The following is a 20,601-nucleotide window of genomic DNA, read 5'->3' on the forward strand; positions in this document are numbered from 1 at the left end:
CCTCCATTGTGGACACGGCAGGGATTCGGGGCGGGTCGGTCAGGGACAGCTGGCCAGGGTTTCGGTCAGGATCCTCAGAAGCCCGGCGAGCTCTGGCCGCCCGTCCGCGGTGATCCTCTGTTCGAGGGCGCTCATCCGCACCACCCACGCGACCCGGTCGATCGGACTGAGCTGACAGGCCTGGATCTGTGTGACGGCACCCTGCAAGTCCGGGTTCGCCCCGACCGGGTCCGGCTGCGCGGCCAGGTGCCGGGTCGTCTCCGCATCGATGCCGAGTACGGTGCTGACCGCCGTGAACACCGTGGCATTGGCCTGGCCGTGGCTGAACCGCCGGACCGTTGTGGCGCCGTCCTTCGCGACGATCCGGCGCTCGCCCGCTTCGTCGAGCGCGCCGGCCAGGGCGGCCATGTCCGCCATCCAGGCCTTGCCCTCTTCCGGACCGCGCGTCCGCCCGCCCGTGTACGTCAGCCACAGCAACTCGTCGTCCCAGGGCTTGCGCAGCTTCCGCTTCTCCCCGGCGTCGTCGTCCACTCCCGCGGCGGCGTGTGGTTGCAGGTAGTCGAAGGCGAACGTCTCGCGAAGCGGCTCCGAGAGGACGGGGCCGGGTTCGATGGCGGTAAGGTCGACGGGTCCCGTGGGCGCGAACCGGTGCGCCGACGGGTCGGCCACCCCACCGGCCGCCCGCACCAAGCCGAGGATCACGTCATAGGCGCCCACCTCGCGGTCGCCGGGCTCCTGCCGGCGGAGGTTGTGCAGTGCCTCGCCGACGTCCGGCCGGAGCAGATCGGTGATGTTGTCCCGCAGGTACTGCTCGGCGTCGGGCCAGGTGTTCTGGGCCAGCCACCGGGCCAGCACGGGCGGTAGCCCGCGATCGTCCGCCGTCACGGGCACCGTGTCGGCCGCGGCGAACAACGCCGGGGCGAGCCCGGACGCCGTAGCGTGCACGACGCCGGCCGGATCGGTCACCTGCCAGCGCTGTTCGAGCCCGTCCGTGCGGGCCTCGACCGTGATGGGCCGGAACTGCGCGCGGACGGCCGTGTACGCGTTCGAGCTGGAGGTCGCGACAACGACCGGCCGCGCGCCGAGCCGCTGATAGCGCACCAGGACGGTACGCAGCGCCGTCAGTTCAGGGCTGTCCTGGGCCAGGCCGTGCAGGACGTTGATCGCGACGACCGGCCGCTGCGCGTCCGCCGCCGCATGGACGATCCGCGTCAGGGTGTCCGCCCGCTGCCGCCACGAATCTCCGGTGTCCACCACGAGGACTGGTCCCACGTATCGCGTGCCCGCCGGCGCGGGGATCGGCTCGACCGGCGCGGCCGGCTGACCTGTCGCCGGCAAAGGCTTTTCTGGTACGTCGGGCGCTGCCGGCCGGGCCGCGGGCGGGCCGGACCGGGACGGCGACGCGACAGTCGCCCGACCGGCCGGGTCGACACGCACCACACGGGTACCCGGATCCAGCAGGACCGCCATCCGCCGATCGTTCGACGCTGGGTCGGCCAGGGCCGCGGACATGGTGGGACCGTCCGTACGCGGCCCACGGCCGTCAGGTGGCTCGACCCACCACAGCCTCGGCTCCGGTCCGTCGTCGGACATCAGCCACATCAGCCGTTCCGGCCCGGAACCGTGCGGCGCGGGCCGGACGAGGGCCGCCGACCCGGGTGCGTCGAGGAGTCCGGCGATCAGCGCGTCGGGATCGACCCTGGCCGGGGTACCGCCGAGCACCTCGTACAGCTGGGACGAGGTGACCGGGGCCACCGAGCGTCGCAGCACCTCCACGACTCCCGCGGGCGTTCCGTATCGCGCCAGATACACCCCTAGTGCGTAAGGCGCCGGTGACGGTGACTCGCTGCCGAATATGCGCCACGGTTGCGGTGCCTCGGGCCGGATCTCGGGGGCCTGGTCGAGGTACTGCTCCAGGCGCTGCCAGGACGGTGCCGGCCCGCGGGTGGCGAGGTCGACCGCGGCGTGCACCGCTGCGCGCATCGCCGACTGCAGCCGCGGTAGCACGCGTATCGCGGTCGCGTCCGTAGCCGCGGTTTCCTGCTCTTCGGCGTCCACGGACACGGTTCGCGGCGAGGGAGCCAGCCCCGGCCCGGCGTGGACGCGTACACCGTAGAAGTCCGCGATGCTCTCGAGCGTCTTGGTGTCTCCGGCCGGCCCGGCCGACTGTGAGGGCACGATGACGAGCCGGTCGCGCTCAGGGCCGGTCAGGGCGCTCACGTACCGCTGCACCGGAGCGGACATCTCCGCGCCGGCATCGAGGTAGAGAGCGACCGTGCCATGTAGCGGTGGCTGGTGCAACGCCCGGGCCATGAGCACCGGGTCGGGCGATTCCGTCGTCCGGTTGGTGAGCATGAGCAGCCCGGACGGCACGGGAACGACCAGGAGGTCTTTGCAGATCACCCAGGTGCTGCCGCCGTCGGCCATGGCCGTCCCCTACTCGCCGCTGCGCTTCGGGTGGTGTACCGGTGACGACTGCGGCCGGACCACACCGCCCGTCCACGCCAGCATGGCCGCGTGCGTGGACGGCGCGGTCGTCGACCAGGCGAGGCAATGCCCGGTGCCGGGAACCAGCATGGTCGTCAGGCTGGCGTCCGGCCCGTAGTACGCGGCTTCGTAGTCGTGCACCGCGGTCTGTGAGTCGCAGTCGAGCCAGTCGGCGCCGCAGAACATCGCATCACGCTGACCCAGCACGAGAAGCACCGGCAGGTTGACCCGGTACGTGAGCCCTTCCTCCGGACGCGGCGGGAACAACAGGGCGCCCACCTCCGGCAGCTTGACGCCGAACGCGACGACGTCCCTGGTCTCCTCGTCCAGCCGCAGCATGGCGGGGTCGGCGGTCGCCGGGTTGTAGAACAGCCGGGCCCGGCCGCCCGGCCGGAAGGTGTCGTAGCCGGAATACAGACCGGATTCCGCGAACTTCGGGTCTTCGTTCGCCGGATACACCTCCGCGGCCAGCGCCGCACCCTGTTCGGCGCTCTGGCCGTGCAGCAGACCGGTGACGATCAGGGCGTCGATGTCGTCGGGGTAGTGCGCCGCCACCGTGATGCCGTCTGTCGAACCCAATGAATGCCCGACCCAGACGACTCGGCGGAATGAGGTACCGAGGGCACCGGACCGCAGCGCCGTTACTACATCATGAAAAGCGATGGCTTCGGCCTCGACCGTGAGCAGGCTCGGCGGCGGCACTGAGCTGTTGCCGGTGCCGAGCGCATCGACGTTGAAGGTCGCGAAACCGGCCCGCGTCGCCTCGTGAACAAACGAATACCGACTATTCTGGACGGGTGGGTCCCAGTACAGGTGGTTGTACGACGAACCGTGGACGAGCAGCAGGACCGTGTCCGGCGGGGTCGAGCCGCGATAGCAGAGCTCGCCCCAGACGTGCTGGTCGTAGGGCCCCGGGTCGGCGATCCGGACGGGGACGGTGTACTGGGTGCGGTGTTGAGGTGATGTCATCGGTTCGTTGCGGACGGACAATGTGCTCACCGGCCTCAGACGATCCGGGTCTTGGCCCGGCCGTACGTTCGGGTCGCCTGCTGGGCCTCACGTATGGTGCCCAGGACGAGCTGTTCCAGCGTGGCCACGGCGTGCCGGGCGGCGGCGGCCGGGTCGATGTGCACGCGGACCGGTTCGCCGTTGCCGCGCATCGTCGCCACCACCTGGCCGTTGCCCGCAGTGCCGGTCAGCTCGACCTCGTTCAGGTCGCGCTGGAGCGTGAGCAGGTTGTCTCGCAAGGTCATCGCCTGTTCCATCAACTGCCGCGGGTTGCTCTGCCCCTGGGATCGCATGTCTTCCTCCGGTCATCAGCGGCCGTATCGACGTGCCTGGCAACCACTACGTGCCGGCGAACGCGCCGGTTCGGACGATCCGCAGTCGACGGCCGATCGCCGCGGACCCTGTCGCCGCCGGAATCGGGTGTGAACTGAGTCCCGGGCCGGCCCGTCGTGCAGGTGACGACATCCGACGAAGGGACGGACCGTGGCGATCACGGCGGAGACGGCACACCGATGACTGAGTTCGGCCATGGTGCGGCCGCGCTGTACCTTCTCGGTGCCCTCGACCCGGTGCGCGAGCACGCCTTCGAACGGCATCTCGCCTCGTGCCGGACGTGCCAGCGGGAGTGCGACGAGTTCGGCCCAGTGGCGACCGAACTGAGCCGCCTGCCCGACCATGAGGTGGCGGCCCTGCTGGCGAGCGGCACGGTGGTTCCTCCCCGTCGGCGCCGCCGGTTCAGGTTGTGGTGGCGCTGAGGGAGATCGTGCCGCCGGCGTACGTCCAACACCGTTGCGTGAAGTTCATGCAATGGCGTTGGTCGTACATCTCAGCCGCGATCTCTGAACGCCGCCCGGAGCATCTGTAACGCGTGGTGGGTACGTGACTTGACGGTGCCTTCGGGGATGTTCAGGATCTTCGCCGCCTCCGTGGTCGAGCGTTCCCGGATGTACACCTCGAGCAGGACGTTGCGGTAGTTGGGGGCGAGCCGGCTCAGCGCGGTCCGGACCGTGATGTCGTTCACGAGATGCTCGATGGGGTAGCCGTCGTCCGCGAACGTGGTGAGGTCGATCGAGTCGATCTCCTTGGGCCGCACCGCGCGGCTGCGGGCCGCGTCGATCGCAATCCGCCGGGCGACGGTGAACAGCCACGGCCGGACGGCGTCACCGGGTGGCAGGTCGTCGCGGTGTTGCCAGGCGCGCAGCAGCGTCTCCTGGAGCAGATCCTCGGCGGCCTGACGCTGGCCGAGGGTGAGGCGGAGCAGGAACCGGTACAGCGGCTCCGAGTGGGCCCGGTGGATGGCGGCCATCCGCTCGTCCGCGGAGTTTCTGCAGGTGACAGTCCCATTGGCGCTTGTCATGGGGTGGACTCCGTCCTCGTGGTGGTCAGTTCGGCCCGGGTTGGCGGCCGTGGGCGAAGCCGGCGACGGTGGCGGCGAATGTGTGCGCTTCTTCGACGTGGGGCAGGTGCCCGCTGTCGTCGAACGTGACGAGCCGGGCATCGGGGATCGCGGCGGCAAGGGCCTGGGCCCAGCGGGGGCCGCAGATGAAGTCGTGAGCGCCGGTGAGGATCAGGCTGGGTACGGTGAGCCCGGCGAGCGAGGCGCGGACGTCGAACGGCCGGGGCTCCTGTGCGCGGGACGGCGCGACCCACGCCCGCAACCCGTGCTGCACGTCTTCGAGCAGGCTCCGCTCACCCCACGGGTCGGCCAGGTAGACCGGCAGCAGGCGGCGCAGCGCTTCGCAGTAAGCCGCGTCGGTGTCGGCGGTCAGTGCGGCCCGGAAGGCCGGCGGGATGTCCGCCGCGGCGGGACGGTCCGGGTACTGCTGCGGGAACAGTTGGACGTTGGTCACGGCCGCGGTCCAGAAGTCGGGCCCGGTGGCCGGGGAGGTGGCGTAGAGCACCAGCCCGCCCAGACGTTCGGGCCGGCTCAGCGCGTACGTCTGGGCGACGAAGCCGCCGTGGGAGTGACCGAGCAGCAGAGGCGCGGGAACGGCCAGGTGATCCAGCACCCGGCCGAGGAACTCGGTGTAGCGGTCGATGCTGTAGTCGTCGGCGCGGTCGAAGCGGGCCGACCGGCCGGTCCCGATCGGCTCCAGATACACCACCGTCAGGTGCGTCTCAAGCTCCGGCATGCGCAGGTATTCCCAGCCGAGCCCCGGGCCGCCGGGATGGACGAGGCACACCGGCCCGCGTCCGGCCACGTGGTACCACTGGGGTCGGCCGTCGACCTCGAGCAGGTGCTCACCGGCCGATAATGGATCGGTGGCCATGGGACTCCTAGCCGTTACGGAACAATGCCATTGCAACCAACCTAGGTAGACCCTGTGCGGCAATAGTGCGCATCGAGTGACATACGAAGTGCAGCCGGTGCGGACGCGGAAAACGCCCCTGCCGATGGTGGTTGGGCCAGGGCGTGTGGCGCGGTGGAGCTACCGTTCGGTGCTCAGCTCTCGTCCACGCGATCGTCGAGTAGTTCGAGCGCTTGGGTCAGGCATTCGCGTACGGACCGGTAGTCGCCGGTGGCCATCCCGGTCAGGCCGAGCCGGATGAATGCCTCGGCGGCGTTGAACCGGCTGTCTACCTTCCGGTACAGGTCGATGCCTCGTCGCCGGCACTGTGCGGCCTCGTGGTGGTCGCCGCGCCGCTGGTAGGCCTCGGCGAGGATGTTCCACACGAGCCCTTCGCCGTTGGCGTCACCCAATTCCTGGAACAATCGCATTGACTCATACGTGGGGCCGATGCTCTCGTCGAGACGTCCCATCGCGATGAGACAGGCGGCCTGGCCATAGAGCGATCCGGCCATGCCCTTGTTGTGGCTGGTCTGTTTGAACAGCGCAAATGCCCGCTCGTCGCTTGCAAGCGACTCAGTGAACCGTCCGCGCATGAACAGCCCGTCGGCCAGGTTGGAGTGGACGTATGCCTGTTCAGCCGACCAGCCGAGCTGTTCGTACAGTGCCCGCGCGGCCTCCAGATGCCGGCGGTGCCGGTCGTGTTCGCCAAGCTTGAGGAATGCCCCGGAGAGGCTGCGATGGCTGTGCGCCTGCCCGGTGACGTCACCGATGCGTTCGGCCGCCTCCAGCGCGCAGCCCATGGTCGCGGCCCAGTCGTGGTACCGGCCCATGCGCTGGTAGAACTGCTGCAACGTCAGGGCGAGCGGCCAGGCGACCGGTTCGGCGCCCTGCTGCGCGGCGTGCCGGACGACGGTGTTCAGCACGTGGCATTCGGCGTCGAACCACGCCATCGCTCGGATGGCGTCGGGGAAGGTCTCGGCGGTCACACCGGGCCGGGCCGGCTCCGGCTCGGGTGGCGGCATCAGCGGTAGCAGGCGCAGGTTGGCGGCGTGGGAACTGTGACGGTAGTGGTCGAAGCAGCGGTACAGCGCGGCTCGCCGCTCGTCGTCGGTGTCCACCTCGCGGCAGAGTTCCGTCGCGTACGCACTGATCAGATCGTGGACGATGAACCGGCCGAGCCGCCGCTCGGTGACCATGTGGGCCAGCGCCAGCTCACCGGTCAGCGCACGTGCGGATGATGCCGTCAACCCGCCCAGGCTGGCGATGGCGCCGAGTGCGATGTCTGGGCCGGGATGGACGGAGAGCAGCCTGAACAGCCTTGCCGCGGCCGGGCTGAGTGCGTCGTAGGACCACGAGAACACGCCACGCAGGCCCGGTCGTGCGCCCTGCGAGGGGCCGAGACCGTCGAGACCGTCGAGGGCGTCCGGTGCATGGTCGAGTTCGTGCGCGATGTCGGCGAGCGACGAACCGGGATGACTCACGATGCCGGCGGCGGCGATCGCCAGGGCGAGCGGGAGACGTCCACATTGCTGGATGATCTTCTCCATGGCCTCGGGCTCCGCCGCGACGCGGTCGGTGCCGACGCGACGGGCCAGCGCCGCGCGGGCCTCGGGCGCGGTGAGCACGCCGAGCGTGATCCGGTGGGCCCCGTTGCGGGTGACGAGGTCGAGGAGGGTGCCGCGGCTCGTGACGATCACCAGTGCGGTGGCCGAGCCCGGCAGGAGATCCTGGATCTGCTCGATGCTGCGGGCGTTGTCGAGTACGACGAGGATCCGGCGATCGGCCATGACACTGCGGTACAGGGCCGCCTGGTCGGCGAGGTCGGTCGGAATGTCGTTCTGCGGTACGCCGAGCGCGTTGAGGAACCGGCGCAGAGCCTCGCCCGGCCCGACCATCGACTGGGGCGGTCCGTAGCCACGCAAATCGATGTAGAGCTGGCCGTCGGGGAACTGGGGGGTGCTGAGATGGGCAAGACGCAGCGCGAAGGCGGTCTTGCCGATGCCGGGCATGCCGTCGACGGCCACGATCGTCGTGGCGTCGGTGCTCGCGGACACCATGGCGGCCGCCCGGTCGAGCGTGTCGGCCCGCCCGGTGAAGGCGGCGAGGTCGGCCGGCAGTTGCGCCGGTTTCAAGAACCGCGGGGCCGGGGGTGCGGCGTCGTCGGCGCCAATGTGTTGCCGCAGGACCCGCTCGTGGGCCGAGCGCAGCTCGCGGCTCGGCTCGACCCCCAGCTCGTCGGCCAGCCGGTGGCGGACGTGCTCGTAGGTGGCCAACGCCTCGGCCTGCTTGCCGTCGGCGGCCAAGAGCAAGATCAGTTGCGACTGCAGCGGTTCGTCCAGCGGGTTGCGCTCGGCCGCCTGCCGTACTCCCGGCAGGATCTTGCCGATGCTCCCGTACCGGAGGGCCGCTTCCGCGGCGTCGTGCGCGATGGCCGAGTACTCACGGTCGACGGCGACGAACGCGGGATGGACGCCGGAGGCCGGTTCCAGCCCGGCCGCGCACTGGCCCTGCCACAGTTCGAGTGCCTTGGCGAACTGCGTCATCGCGACGTCCGCCTGACCGCGCGCGGTCGCCTTGCGGGCGTCGTCGGTCAGTTGCCGGCAGCGCACCAGGTCCGACGTCTGCGCGTCGGCCCGCAGGCGGTATTCGGAGCCCCGGCCGAACAGCCACTCGCCGTTGGCCCGCAACGCGAGATCCGGTTCGAGGACGCGGCGCAGGGTTCCGATGTACCGGTGCACGATGTTGACCGCGCTGCGCGGGGGTTCGTCGTCCCACAACAGGTCGAGCAGCTCCGATGTGCTCACCGGCCGGTTCGGCCGGGCCAGCAGCAGGGCGAGGACGAGCCGTTGCTGACGTGAGCCGAGGTCGAGCTCGGTGTCCCGCCGCCACGCCCGTACCGGCCCGAGTACCGCGAACCGCACGTCCGTCATCGGCGGTGCCCTCCTGAAATCTCCTTTGTCCGCGGATACCACGCTAGGCCGGCGGCCCGGACGACGATTGCGTCGAATGACGTATGTTGGCCGTCGGGTCGAGCGACGCGAGATCCGCCGGGTCGGCCCGGCCGGGTTGACCCGGCGGGCCCGCCGCACGGGCGCGGCCCACGCGTCACTCATCCGGCCGCGACCGCACTCCCGCTGCCGCGCAACGCGGCGGGAAGCGCGAAGCGTTCGGACTCCACTCGGACGGTGAGCTGCTCCACCGTCTCGAAGCCGTGGCCGGCCAAGGCGGCGACGACCTCCTGGACGGCCCTTTCCGGGGCCGACGCGCCGGCCGTCACACCGACCGTCTCGACGTCCGTGAACCACGCGACGTCGAGGTCACCGGCGCCGTCGACCAGATGCGCGGCGGCTCCGTGCCGCCGCGCCGTTTCGGCCAGGCGACGCGAGTTGTGCGAGTTCGCCGAGCCCACGACAACGACGAGGGGACATCGCGCGGCCAGCGCTTCGACGGCGTCCTGGCGGTTCTGGCTGGCGTAGCAGACGTCATCGGTCGGCGGCCGGCGCAAATCGGGATGATGTATGCGCAGTCGGGCCGCCGCTGCGTCGACCTCGTCCACCGTCAGCGTCGTCTGACTCAGCATCACCGCGGGCCGGTCCGGGGCCAGGGTGACGTCGCCGGCGGTTGCCGGGTTGACGACGACGACGCGGTCCGGCGCCTCACCGACGACCCCGACCACCTCGTCGTGGCCGGCCTGGCCGATCAGGACGATGTCGTACCCGCCGCGGGCGTATCTGCGCGCCTCTCCGTGCACCTTGGCGACGAGTGGGCATGTCGCGTCGAACACCCGCAGGCCGCGCCGCGCCGCGTCGGTCCGCACGGACGGTGGGACACCGTGCGCCGAGAACACCAGCGTGGAACCCGGAGGGACGTCGTCGACCCGGTCCACGAAGACCACGCCCCGAGCGGCGAGGTCGTCCACCACACGCCGGTTGTGAACGATCTGGCCGCGGACGTAGAGCGGCGCCCCGACATCGGCGAGTACCTGTTCGACGATCTCGACGGCCCGGTCGACGCCGGCGCAGAAGCCTCTCGGGACGGCCAGCAACACGCGACCCATCGGGACTCCTCAGTTCTCTCGGCGCGTGCGTCGGTGGGCGCTGTTCGTCGTACAGGTCATGTCGGCTCCTGAACCTCGGCTTCGCTGGAGGCTGTCCAAATGAACTACGGGAGCAGGCCGGCCGGCGTTCACGATCAAATCACCTGCTTCACGCCCCGCGTCCCGGAAAGCAGTCAATTGACGTACCCCTCCGACCGCCGTCCTGGACCATTCTGGTGTCCACGCGCACCGGTGCCGGCGTCGCGGCGCATCCGCTTCGGAGGGAGTCCACTGTGGATCTCGACGGCAACATCACCGCACTCGACAAGGTGTCCGTCAACGTCGATACAGGGAACGAGCGTCGGGACCGCGGCCCGGTCTATCGGTCGACACTGTCCAACGGCATGCCGGTGTGGACGGTGGCCGGCTACGACGAGGCCATCGCGGCGCTGAACGACAGCCGGCTGTCGGCGGCCGCCATGCTGGCCGCCGGCGCTCTCGACGGCGGGAAGCTCGAGCCGGACCTCCGCGACGCACTGCTGAAAGGGCTGACCAACTCCGATCCGCCGGACCACACGCGGCTGCGCCGTCTGGTCTCCAGCGTCTTCACCGCCCGCCGTGTGGAGGCGATGCGACCGTGGATTGCCCGTCTGACCGAGGACCTGATCGACGGCTTCGCCCCGGGCGACCGAGTCGAGTTGATGACGGCCTTCGCCGAGCCGTTGCCGATCCTGGTCATCAGCGAGCTACTGGGCATCCCCGAGGCCGACCGCCCTCGGGTCCGCGACTGGTCCCGGACCATCATCTCCGGCCTTGGCTCGCCCGATTTCCCGGTGGCGGCCGCGGTGGAGTTCGTGGACTACCTGCGCGACCTGATCGCCGACCGGCGCGAGCATCCTGACGACGCACTGATCTCCGGGCTGATCCGGGCCCGCGACGAACGCGACGCCCTCACCGCGAACGAGCTCACCTCGACCATCTTCCTGATGATCGTCGCCGGACACGACACGACGGTGAGCCTGATCGGCAATGGCGTCTACCTGCTCATGACGCAGCCGGACCTGGCCGTGCGGCTGCGCGAGGACGCCGGTCGGCTCCCAGGGGCGATCGAGGAGTTCCTGCGGCTGGAAAGTCCGGTTCCCACGGCCAACATGCGGGCCGCGGTCGAGTCGTTCGACCTGGGCGACACCCGGATCTCGGCGGGTGACCTCGTCGCCATCGATCTCCAGGCGGCCAACCGTGATAGCGCCCGGTTCACCGACCCCGCCCGCCTCGACCCGGCCCGGGCACAGGGCCGGCATCTCGCGTTCGGCCACGGGATCCACTTCTGCCTCGGCGCCCCGCTGGCCCGCTTGGAGGGCGAGCTGGCGATCGGGACGTTGCTGCGGCGCTTCCCCGGTCTGCGCCTCGCTGTCCCCGCCGCCGAAATGACGTGGAGCCAGGCGACGTTCGTGCACCGTCCGGACGCGCTGCCCCTCATGCTGGCCTGACTCATGTCTGATCGACCGACGCTGAGCACCTCGGACCGGGAGTCCACCCGCGATCCGTACACCTCGCTCGCGGCACTGCGCGACCAGGCGCCGTTGTCCCGGGTAGTCGTCGACGGCCTACCCGTCTGGCTGGTCACCCGCTACGACGAGGCCGTGCGGATACTGTCGGACCCGCGGATGAGCAACGACGGCCTGCGGTACGCCGGTCCGGAGGCACACACCGTTGCCTGGACCGGCGTCACCACCGCAGGTGTGCAGGCCCACCTGTTGCGCGTCGACCCGCCGGACCACACCCGGCTGCGGCGCCTGGTGTCGAAGGTCTTCACGCCGCGACGGGTGGCGGCTCTTGAGCCGCGGATCCGCACGACCGCCCGGGAGCTGATCGCCGCGCTGCCGGCCGGGGACGCGCGGGCCGACCTGCTCGCGGCGTACGCGGGCCCGTTGCCGGTCGAGGTGATCGCGGAGCTGTTCGGGGTGCCGACCCCGCGCTTGGGGGAGTTCCGCTACTGGACCGACAGGTACGCGGGCGCCTCCGAGAGCGAGGGCGAGCTACAGGCGGAGGCGTCGCGGCGACTCGCGACCATACTGGGGGATCTCATTCGTCGGCGCCGCGAGGAGCTGGCCGACGCGACCCTCGATGTCGAGCACGAGGGAACGCTGCTCGACGGCCTGATCAAGGCCCGTGACCATGACGACCGCCTCGACGAGCGCGAGCTGATCACGATGGCGTTCCTGCTGCTCGCCACGGGCTACGAGACCACGGTCAACCTCATCGCGAACGGTCTCCTGGTGCTGATGTCCGCACCCGGCCGGCTGGCGCGGCTCGTCGCGGACCCCGGCCTCGTCCCCGTGGCGATCGAGGAGATCCTCCGCGTCGAGTCCCCGGTGAAGACGGTGACCCCCCGGTACGCCACCGAGGACATCCAGGTGGGCGACGCGCTGATCGCGGCCGGCGACGCGGTGCTGGTCCACCACGGTGCCGTCAACCGTGATCCGGCGAAGTTCGCCGACGCGGATGTCTACGACCTTCAACACAGCGGGTCGCACCTCGCGTTCGGCCACGGAGTGCACTACTGCCTCGGGGCGCCGCTGGCCCGGCTGGAGGCCCGGGTGGCCCTTGAGGAACTGCTCGCGGCCCGCCCTCACATGGAATTGGCGGTACCGGTCGACATCATCGAGTGGCGGCACAGCCGCATCATCAGGGGCGTGCGCGCCCTGCCGGTGCGGCTCGGGCGCGCGTCAGCGCCCGACGGTGATTGACGGCTCATCGCGCGAGCCGTTCGTCACGTAGTTGTCGCTTGAGCACCTTGCCCACACCCGATGCGGGCATCGAGTCGGCGAACTCGACGCTGCGCGGAATCTTGTACCCCGCCAGCCGCGGCCGGCAGAACTCCCGCAGTTTCTCGGCGGTGACATCCGCTTCCGTCGAGAGCACCACCACCGCGTGGACCCGTTCGCCCCACTGCTCGTCCGGCAATCCGATCACGGCGCAGGCCGCCACCGCCGGGTGCAGCGTCAGCACGTTCTCCACCTCAGCCGAGTAGACGTTCTCGCCGCCGGAGATGATCATGTCCTTGAGGCGGTCGACGACGAAGACGTACCCGCGTCCGTCCATGTAGCCGGCGTCGCCGGTGTGCATCCACCCGTCACGGACCGCGTCGGCAGTGTCGTCCGGCCGCTGCCAGTACCCGCACATGACGTGATCGCCGGCCACGACGATCTCGCCGACGGTACCCCATGGCACCTCTTCGCCGTCGTGGTCGACGACGCGTACCCGGGCGTGCGGGGCGGCGCGCCCGGCGCAGCCCGCGAGCTCGGGCCGGTCGTGGTCGTCCGGCAGCAGCAGGGTCGCCACCGGGGCGAGTTCCGTCATGCCGTAGGCCTGGACGAACCCGGCCCGCGGGAACATCGCGCGTGCCCGTGCCAGCAACGCGTCGGGCATGCCGGAACCGCCGTAGATCAGGTGGGCCAGGCTCGACGCGTCGAAACGGCCCGCATCGGCGAAGTCGACCAGTTGCCGGATCATCGAGGGCACCAGCAGCATGTCGGACACCCGGTGGCGTTCCACGGCCGCCAGAACTCCCGCCGGTGTGAACCCCGGCACCATCACGTGCGTGCCCGCGGTGACCAGCGCGGCGACCCAGGTCGCGAGGTCCGCGAGGTGGAACATCGGCGCGGCGTGCAGCAACCGGCCGCCGGGCGTCACGAACTGCCCGGTCGCCAGACTGCCCCAAGCGGACGCGAGCAGATTGTCGTGCGTCAGCATCACGCCTTTCGGCTGCCCGGTCGTGCCGCCGGTGTAGAAGATGCCGAACAGTTCGTCACCGCCCCGGCGGCTGTCGGGCATCGGCACGTGGCCGGCGACGACCTGCTCGAACGAGACAGTGCCGGCCGGGGCGTCCGCGTCGGTCATGACCACGACGGCCGACAGGTCGACCTGCTCGCGCACGGTGGCCACGGTGGCCAGCAGGCCTTCGTCGACGATCAGGACGTGCGCCCCGCAGTCGCGCACCGCGAAGAGGATCTCGGCGGGAGCCCACCGGTGGTTGATCGGCACGACGACGGCGTCCGCCCACGCGACACCGAGCAGGCTCTCGTGGAAACGGTCCGAGTTCGTCGCGAGCAGCGCCACCCTGTCCCCGCGGCCGACCCCGAGCGACCGTAGCCCGGCGGCCAGGCGGCCGACCCGGTCCGCGGATTCGGCCGTGGACCGTACCCGGTCCCCGAAGATCGTCATCGGCCGGTGCCTGTCCAGCTGGACCGCTCTGTGGAGTGCCTGGGTTACATACATTCGGTGATCTCCTCCCACCGTCAGGTTAGGCCTCCGTTAACCGGGACGAAACAGTTTGGTCACCGCTGGTTCGTCGACACGTACGTGGCGGGGCTGCGGCGAACGCCGCCCTGTACTAGGGCTTTTCATCACGTATGGCACTGTTCGAGCTGTTTGTGGTAATGGCTGGCTTTCGCTTATGCTTGTCGATGGCGGCGCCAGTTGGACCAGTGCCGCACGTGTCCGGCCGTGGTCCGTCCGATGAGGACGAGTTTGCTGCGCAGGCGGCGGATTTCGGCGCTGGTCAACGGGATCGGTGTGTGTGCTCGCCGTCGTCGGTGCCCTCTTTGCGGCTCCGCGGGCTCGGGTGGCCACCAGGAACGCGGCGGCGAGCATGGCCCTACCTGGACAAGCTCCGGCCGCTGCTCGCCCGCGGCAAGCCGGTCGTCGTCACCGAGCACGGCATGCGCACCTGCCGAGGCACCGACGTGACGGCAACCTGGGCACCGACGTCACCGGCCCGGTGACGTCCCTGCTGCACCACGTTCCGCTCGCAGGACGGCTCATCCGCTCGCGGGTCAAGGGCCGTCACGTCCGGGACAAGGCGTTGCAGGCGCGGCGCATCATCGAAGACCTGACGATCCTCGACGCTGCCGGCGTCGACGGCGCGGTTCGTCTGCACCTTCGTCGAACCGCTGTCCACCCACGATCCCGACGCTCGATATGACCTCGACACGGGCGCATTGAGCCTGGTCAAGACGTACGCCCACGGCCGCGGCACCACCTACCCCGATATGACCTGGGAGCCGAAGCAGGCCTGTAGCGCCGTGACCGACTTCTATGGGAAGAAGCCGATCCTTCCCTGAGGTGACGGGGAGAAGATGATCTTCCCAAGTTTCTCGAAACTGCCATCCGATCAGCGCAACGGTGCAGCGTGAGGCCAAATGATCTTCGGTTGGCTGCCCACCGGTGTTCAGGTGGGTGTCGGTGGGTGCTCACTGCCGCCCGGCAGCGTCGACGGCCTCAGCACAACCACTTCCGGGAGACCCTCTCTATGGTCAACATTGAGCGCCGTACCCTGTTGCAGGCCGTGCTCGCCGCTCCCGCGGCGGGCGCTACCGCATCGTTGCTCGCCACCCCCGCCGCCCCGGCCGCCGCCGCCGAGGGGCCGGTCGATGCGGACAGCCCGCGCTTCGCGCTAGCGGTGCTGCCGGACACGCAGTATCTCTTCGACGAGGACAGCTCCGACCCGGAGCCACTCAAGGCGACGTTCCGCTATCTCGCGCAGGAACGCAAGGACGCGAACATCGTCTTCATGACGCATCTGGGCGACGTCACCGAGCACGGCAGCGAACATGAGGTCACGCTGGCCAGCGACACCTTCCGCACACTCGACGGCAAGTTGCCCTACAGCGTCCTCGCCGGCAACCACGACATCCGCTCGTCGACCGACGACCAGCGCGGCGACAGCGTCTATCTGCGCGCCTTCGGGCCGCAACGCTTCGCCAAGATGCGGACCTTCGGCGGCGCCTCGCCCGACGGCTACAACAGCTACCACGTGCTGCGTGCAGGCGGCCGGGACTGGCTGGTGCTGGCGCTGGACTGGCGAGTCTCGGACAAGGGCCTCGCGTGGGCGCAGAACGTGATCAACGAGCACCGGACCCTCCCGGTCATCCTGACCACGCACGACCTCGCCTGGTCCGATGACGCCGGCCAGGCTCAGCTCTCCGACAACGGCCAGCGGCTCTGGGACCGGCTCATCCGGAACAACGACCAGATCTTTCTCACCCTCAACGGCCACTACTGGCCGCCCGGCCGGGCGACGCTCAAGAACGCCGCGGGCAACGAGGTGCAGGTCCACATCACCAACTACCAGGACCGCTACTACGGCGGCGCGGGGATGATCTGGCTCTACCACTTCGACCTGGCCCGCAACGTCATCGACGTCGAGACGTTCTCGCCCTGGTTCCTCGCCCGCGACTCGGCCAAGCGCACGCCGCTGGAGGCCGAGACGATCGAACTGACCAGCGCGGTCGACCGATTCAGCATGAAGATTGACTTCGCCGCCCGGTTCGGCGGGTTCGCGCCGGTGATTCCGCCTCCGCCACGTCCGGCCAGTGCCGTGATGCCCGATGGCACCGCAGCCTATTGGCGCTTCGACGCGGCAGGGCTCTCCGGCACCGGTACCGCGGGAACCCCGGTCGCAGCGGGCACGGTGGTCCGCGACCTCACCGGCCACGGCAACGATCTCACCGTTCAGGTGATCGGCACTGCGGTACCCGGCAGCCTGCGGAGCCTGGTGGGTGCGGTGACCGCGAGCGCCGAGAACGCGCCGAACGAGGCCGCCGCGAACGTCAAGGACGGCAATCCGTCGACCAAGTGGCTGGCGTTCAGCCGGACCGGCTGGGTGACCTACCAGCTGACCAAGCCCGCGACGGTGGTGTGGTATTCGCTGACCTCGGCGAACGATGCGCCGGGCCGCGACCCCAGGGACTTCACCCTGCAAGGGTCGAACGACGCCAACACGTGGACCGACCTGGACCGGCGGACGGGGCAGAGTTTCAGCGGGCGCTTCGCCACCAACACCTACAGCTTCACCAACACGACCGCGTACCGTTACTACCGGCTGAACATCACCGCGAACTCCGGCGACTCGCTCGTCCAGCTCGCCGAGTGGAACATCAGCGACGGATCGAGCCAGGTGCTCACCTGGTCGCCCGAGCACCACGCCGGTCAGCCGGCCCACGGCAGCCTGCGTTTCGACGGCGGCAAGAGCCCCGACCACGGCGCCATCCTGCGCGCCGGCGCGAATGCGCCGATCAACAGCATGAAGTTCACCAGCGGCTACACCATTGAGGCGTTCATCAAGCTTCCCGAGCCCTTTGAGGGCGACCATGCCTGGATGGGAATCCTGAGCTGGGAGGGGCGCAGCGGCGACGCCGGAAAGACCACCGGCTGGTCCACGCTGGAGTGCACCTGCAGCCTGAACATCTCCCCAGAGCGATTCCTGCAGTACGTCGTCTACCCCGACAAGCAGGACGCCGACCCGACCTCGTGGAGCCACGCCCTGCCGACCGGCCGCTGGACGCACATCGCCGTGGTGAACGACGCCAAGCAGACCGTCGTCTACATCGATGGTTCGAAGATCGCGCGTAATCCGACCCAGCCGTCGACCGGTATCGCCACCCAGGCCCGGCCGTTCGCGATCGGCGCGACCTCGTTCGACCTGCAGTACGGCCAGGGCTTCTACGGCTGGATCGGGGACGTCCGGATCACCACGAAGGCGCTGCGCCCGAGGGACTTCCTGACCCCCTACGCGTAGCGAGCGGCCTCATGCTGCCAAGGGTCGTGGCTTGTGCGACAGCAGCGTGACGAGCGGGTCTGCATGGGCAGGCCCGCTCGTCACGTCTATGTACCGCATCCGGCACCGATGATCCACGAGACAGACAGGCCTTAGCTTAAGGAAGCGGAGGACTTTCTCCGCGCCGCAGTCGGCATCGCGCACCACCACGGCATCCTCGATCAGGTCCGCGCCTCGACCAGCCACCACCACACCCAGCCACCGCGAACGGTTCGACGTCCGCGACCGCTTCGCCAAGCCCGTCACGCGACACTGCATCGCTGCGAGTGGCATTAGCCGGCGGTGTCACTGGTCAGCCGGGCGGCTACGTCACGGTGAACTCGATCTGCCCCTCGTTGCCGGCACCGGCGTCCAGCGTCTTGTCGTTGAGCACCTCGGTGGCCGTCTGGTCCAGGAACAGCCGGGCGCCGGACTCCTCCACGACCTCGTCGCCCTGCGCCGGGCTGGACGCCAGGCTCAGCCGCAGCGACCCGCGGGTTTCGTCGGCGGCGATGCGCAGGCCGCCGCCCTCCGGTGCACCAGGCTGGGCGGCAAGGCTCTGGATGGCCATCACCGCGTTGTCGGTCAGCAAAACCATGACGAAATTGCTCCTCCAGGTTGGTGATAAATGCGAGCTGCGGCGCCGCGGCTGTTCAGGAAGCCCGCCGCGCCGGGGCCGCGGATGTGATGGCGGCCCGCCCTACCAGCCCAGACTTGCGCGGATTGCCGGATGTGTCAAACGCAGGTACGAGTGAACTGCGCGCACGAACGCCACCCTCCACTGCGGAGCCCGTTATCGAAAGGAGGATCATTCCGATGGAGTGACATCCGGCTGAGAGGGAGTTCTGAGAAGATCGCGACGTCGATCGCCCTGATCGTGAGCAGCTCGAGATCGCGCTCATGGAGGGCGCCGAGGATATCTGGGTCGTCAGGGCCGCCGTCCGGCTGATCATTCGCCACGGGTACTGGCTGAGCAACTAGCGGTTCCTGGACTCGGCCGGTCATGAGCGCTGCCGGGCCGGCTTGGCCTGGCGCGGCGGCCGCCACCAGGCGGGAAGGGCCGTGGTGGAGTGGGCCAGTGGGCTGTCCGCAGCCTGGCGAAGGGTGGTGTAGACCACGTCGGGGACCTCGATCCGGTTCTCCCGCCGCCGCGCGGCCCTGGTTTCGGTTTCCCGGTCGAAGGGGACGCGCACCGGCTTGGCCGGGTCCACCGGGCGGGAGGTCCGGATGGACTCGGCGTAGGCGGCGACCCGGCGGCGGAAGTCGTCGGCAGGCGTGAAGATCCCGGGGTCGATCGCGGCGATGAAGAAGCCGCAGCCGGACATGCCGACGGGGTCGGCGTCCGCGCCGGCCATCATGCCCAGCAGCTGGATCACGATCGCCAGTCCCGAGCCCTTGTGTCCGCCCCACACCGTGTACGCGCCCGACAGCGCCGCGGCGGGGTCTGTGGTCGGCTGGCCGTGCTCGTCGAAGGCCAGGCCCTCGCCCAGCGGCTGGCCGAGCCGCTTGCGCAGCGCCACCTGGGACGTATGCCAGCTGGTCAAATCCCAATGTTCAGTTCGCTGAGCCTTGGCACGGCGGCGTGCGTGCGGTCGTGGACATCCGCGGGAGCTACCGGCCGCGGTGCTGCCGCGACGGTCTGGCCGGATGCGGTGGCGGCACTGCGGACTCGCTGGCGCAGGTGCCGCACCTGCTCGGTGATGGCCGCGACTCGGCGTCCAGCGTTCGCGGCGTTGCGCTCGGCTGTATCGGGTCCCCGCCACGCTGGTGGATGGCGGGTGAGCAGCTCGCGGAGGCCCGGCAAGGGTTTGGTATTGGTTGCGATGGCCGGCCACTCGCTGGGCAGCCGCAGTCCGGCCAGCGCGGTGAGATCGACGGCAGTGTGGTTATCACGGTGCTGCAGGAGCCAGCCGCGGACCGTGTCCAGGGTCGCAACGGCGGTGTTGACGTCGTTGAGAGCAGGGGCTTGGTGCGGCGCGTTCTGTCGCAGTGCATCACGTGGCGACGGGTGGTTCGATCGTGCGGTGCCAGCCGCCGTCTGCCGCAGCGGACCAGCAATGGCGCGATCAGCGTCACTGATGACGGCGGCGACGACGGCGTGGCGCGCCAGCCATACTCCGAGGTAGTGGTCGAAGTTGGTGGCCGCGGTGACGACCTCGCCGATGCGGTGTACCGCCGCCGCGCGGCCGTGACCAACCTCGCGCAGCGCCGCAGCTTCAGGCGCTGGTGGCCGCGGTGTCGTGGCCGCGCCGGGTTGCGCGAGTTGGCTGGCCAAGATCGCGGTGGCCATGTCAGCTGCGTCCGCGGCACGAACGATCGCCATAGCGACGGGTGAGCTCGGTTTCGCGACGGGTTCGACGCCGTACAAATGGCTGGCGGCGCTTGCTGTCGCTCGATGCAGCTCGCGAGCGAGCCGGCTGTTCGCGCTGGTCCCGACGAGCAGTACCTGCCGATGCAGGCTTCGGTACAGCTGCGTCCTCGCGAGCGCGACATGCACCTGGTCGTCGAGACCGGCCGGCACCGCCGAGGCGCTGGCGCTGTTCGCGACGGAGGAGGCGCCCGCGAGCGAGGAGGACGCCGCGTTCGGGCGGCAGTTCCACCGCGAGAGCCGTGCCGCCGGGGTCGAGCCGCCGCCGACGGTAGACCGGTGAACCGGTCCGAGGTGCTGGATGCGCGCCCAATCGGTGTCGACTGCACATCGACATGCTGCAAACGCCCAAGCCGATCACCGCTGAACGCTCAGCAAGGTGCACGCTCATGCCGCTGACAAAGCGTGGCGTTGCCGCTGTGGTTCGGTACTGCTCGGGATGACAGCGGATGCGGGTTCAGTGGGTTCAGAGAGACAACCAGCAGTAGAGGGCATGCCCCCGGGAGTTGGCATCGTGCGCCAGTTGGGCCAGTTGGAGCAGCACGTCGGTGAGGTCGTCCGAGTCGGAGCCGATCAGTTCGTCCGTCTCGGCCCATCGCTGGGCTACCGCCCGCAGTGTGTCCGCGTTGCTGGTGGCGAGCGCTTGCTGAAGTTCGGCGGTGACTGAGACGACCGCCGCACCGTCCGGATCGAACTCCAAAATGTTGCCCTGCCGTGGGTTGCGCGTGACCTCCTCGGTCGACCGACCGGTGAGGAGCTCTTCCAGGGTCTGCAAGTTGACCATCGGCTCGATGTTCTTGAGCTCCAGGAC

19 protein-coding genes are annotated in these 20,601 nt (G+C 69.7%); 5 read left to right on the forward strand and 14 right to left on the reverse strand.

Annotation, left to right across the window (positions count from 1 at the left end):
• Window positions 1-39: 39 nt before the first annotated feature.
• Genes ABD352_RS50315 through ABD352_RS50325 form a run of 3 tightly spaced genes read right to left on the reverse strand, consistent with a single transcriptional unit; the run spans window position 40 to window position 3,740 of the window.
• Window positions 40-2,427 (reverse strand): hypothetical protein, encoded by a 2,388-nt coding sequence (locus tag ABD352_RS50315; protein WP_344619781.1) that lies wholly within the window; start codon window positions 2,425-2,427, stop codon window positions 40-42.
• A 9-nt stretch (window positions 2,428-2,436) separates the two neighbouring features.
• A complete protein-coding gene (locus ABD352_RS50320; protein WP_344619782.1) occupies window positions 2,437-3,456 on the reverse strand; it encodes an alpha/beta hydrolase in 1,020 nt (339 codons plus the stop codon).
• A gap of 35 nt (window positions 3,457-3,491) precedes the next feature.
• Window positions 3,492-3,740, reverse strand: coding sequence for a YbaB/EbfC family nucleoid-associated protein (locus ABD352_RS50325; protein WP_344619783.1), 249 nt, complete (start codon window positions 3,738-3,740; stop codon window positions 3,492-3,494).
• Between the two features lie 267 nt (window positions 3,741-4,007).
• On the opposite strand from ABD352_RS50325, the gene ABD352_RS50330 reads away from it, so the two are divergent.
• Window positions 4,008-4,250, forward strand: a complete 243-nt coding sequence (locus ABD352_RS50330; protein WP_344619784.1) for a zf-HC2 domain-containing protein — start codon at window positions 4,008-4,010, stop codon at window positions 4,248-4,250.
• Window positions 4,251-4,321: 71 nt separating this feature from the next.
• Here ABD352_RS50330 and ABD352_RS50335 read toward each other — a convergent pair whose 3' ends face one another.
• The 4 genes from ABD352_RS50335 to ispH form a co-directional block, all read right to left on the reverse strand.
• On the reverse strand, window positions 4,322-4,801 hold the full coding sequence (locus ABD352_RS50335; RefSeq protein WP_344619785.1) for a sigma-70 family RNA polymerase sigma factor: 480 nt from the start codon (window positions 4,799-4,801) through the stop codon (window positions 4,322-4,324).
• Window positions 4,802-4,877: 76 nt separating this feature from the next.
• On the reverse strand, window positions 4,878-5,765 hold the full coding sequence (locus ABD352_RS50340; RefSeq protein WP_344619786.1) for an alpha/beta fold hydrolase: 888 nt from the start codon (window positions 5,763-5,765) through the stop codon (window positions 4,878-4,880).
• 173 nt (window positions 5,766-5,938) lie between these two features.
• Window positions 5,939-8,899 (reverse strand): AfsR/SARP family transcriptional regulator, encoded by a 2,961-nt coding sequence (locus ABD352_RS50345; RefSeq protein WP_344619787.1) that lies wholly within the window; start codon window positions 8,897-8,899, stop codon window positions 5,939-5,941.
• Window positions 8,896-9,843: a 4-hydroxy-3-methylbut-2-enyl diphosphate reductase gene (gene ispH, locus ABD352_RS50350; protein ID WP_344619788.1), complete on the reverse strand. Its 948-nt coding sequence runs from the start codon at window positions 9,841-9,843 to the stop codon at window positions 8,896-8,898. The genes ABD352_RS50345 and ispH overlap by 4 nt, the downstream gene beginning before the upstream one ends.
• A gap of 272 nt (window positions 9,844-10,115) precedes the next feature.
• Here ispH and ABD352_RS50355 point away from each other — a divergent pair, with 272 nt between their 5' ends.
• Together ABD352_RS50355 and ABD352_RS50360 are read left to right on the forward strand one after the other, a co-directional pair.
• Complete coding sequence (locus ABD352_RS50355; RefSeq protein WP_344619789.1) at window positions 10,116-11,312, forward strand: cytochrome P450 family protein; 1,197 nt, start codon at window positions 10,116-10,118, stop codon at window positions 11,310-11,312.
• Window positions 11,313-11,315: 3 nt separating this feature from the next.
• Window positions 11,316-12,572 carry a cytochrome P450 family protein gene (locus ABD352_RS50360; RefSeq protein WP_344619790.1) on the forward strand — a complete coding sequence of 419 codons (1,257 nt, stop codon included), beginning with the start codon at window positions 11,316-11,318 and terminating at the stop codon, window positions 12,570-12,572.
• 4 nt (window positions 12,573-12,576) lie between these two features.
• Here the strand turns inward: ABD352_RS50360 and ABD352_RS50365 are convergent, their stop codons facing one another.
• Entirely contained in the window at window positions 12,577-14,103 is a 1,527-nt protein-coding gene (locus tag ABD352_RS50365; protein WP_344619791.1) for an acyl-CoA synthetase, read from the reverse strand.
• Between the two features lie 379 nt (window positions 14,104-14,482).
• Window positions 14,483-14,785, reverse strand: a complete 303-nt coding sequence (locus tag ABD352_RS50370; protein WP_344619792.1) for a hypothetical protein — start codon at window positions 14,783-14,785, stop codon at window positions 14,483-14,485.
• Window positions 14,786-14,825: 40 nt separating this feature from the next.
• Here ABD352_RS50370 and ABD352_RS50375 point away from each other — a divergent pair, with 40 nt between their 5' ends.
• Complete coding sequence (locus ABD352_RS50375; protein ID WP_344619793.1) at window positions 14,826-14,948, forward strand: hypothetical protein; 123 nt, start codon at window positions 14,826-14,828, stop codon at window positions 14,946-14,948.
• A gap of 188 nt (window positions 14,949-15,136) precedes the next feature.
• Window positions 15,137-17,404, forward strand: coding sequence for a LamG-like jellyroll fold domain-containing protein (locus tag ABD352_RS50380; RefSeq protein WP_344619794.1), 2,268 nt, complete (start codon window positions 15,137-15,139; stop codon window positions 17,402-17,404).
• A 9-nt stretch (window positions 17,405-17,413) separates the two neighbouring features.
• On the opposite strand, the gene ABD352_RS50385 is transcribed toward ABD352_RS50380, so the two are convergent.
• The 5 genes from ABD352_RS50385 to ABD352_RS50405 all read right to left on the reverse strand — a co-directional run.
• Window positions 17,414-17,689, reverse strand: coding sequence for a hypothetical protein (locus ABD352_RS50385; protein WP_344619795.1), 276 nt, complete (start codon window positions 17,687-17,689; stop codon window positions 17,414-17,416).
• Window positions 17,690-17,747: 58 nt separating this feature from the next.
• On the reverse strand, window positions 17,748-18,020 hold the full coding sequence (locus ABD352_RS50390) for an adhesin (protein WP_344619796.1): 273 nt from the start codon (window positions 18,018-18,020) through the stop codon (window positions 17,748-17,750).
• 403 nt (window positions 18,021-18,423) lie between these two features.
• Window positions 18,424-18,966 carry an Ldh family oxidoreductase gene (locus tag ABD352_RS50395; RefSeq protein ID WP_344619797.1) on the reverse strand — a complete coding sequence of 181 codons (543 nt, stop codon included), beginning with the start codon at window positions 18,964-18,966 and terminating at the stop codon, window positions 18,424-18,426.
• Complete coding sequence (locus tag ABD352_RS50400; protein WP_344619798.1) at window positions 18,963-19,943, reverse strand: hypothetical protein; 981 nt, start codon at window positions 19,941-19,943, stop codon at window positions 18,963-18,965. Before ABD352_RS50400 ends, ABD352_RS50395 begins: the two co-directional genes overlap by 4 nt.
• Window positions 19,944-20,256: 313 nt before the next feature.
• A partial coding sequence (locus ABD352_RS50405) for a hypothetical protein (protein ID WP_344619799.1) occupies window positions 20,257-20,601 on the reverse strand: 345 nt, incomplete at its 5' end.

Source organism: Dactylosporangium salmoneum, from assembly GCF_039532525.1.
In the GTDB taxonomy this organism is placed as follows: Bacteria; Actinomycetota; Actinomycetes; order Mycobacteriales; family Micromonosporaceae; genus Dactylosporangium; species Dactylosporangium salmoneum.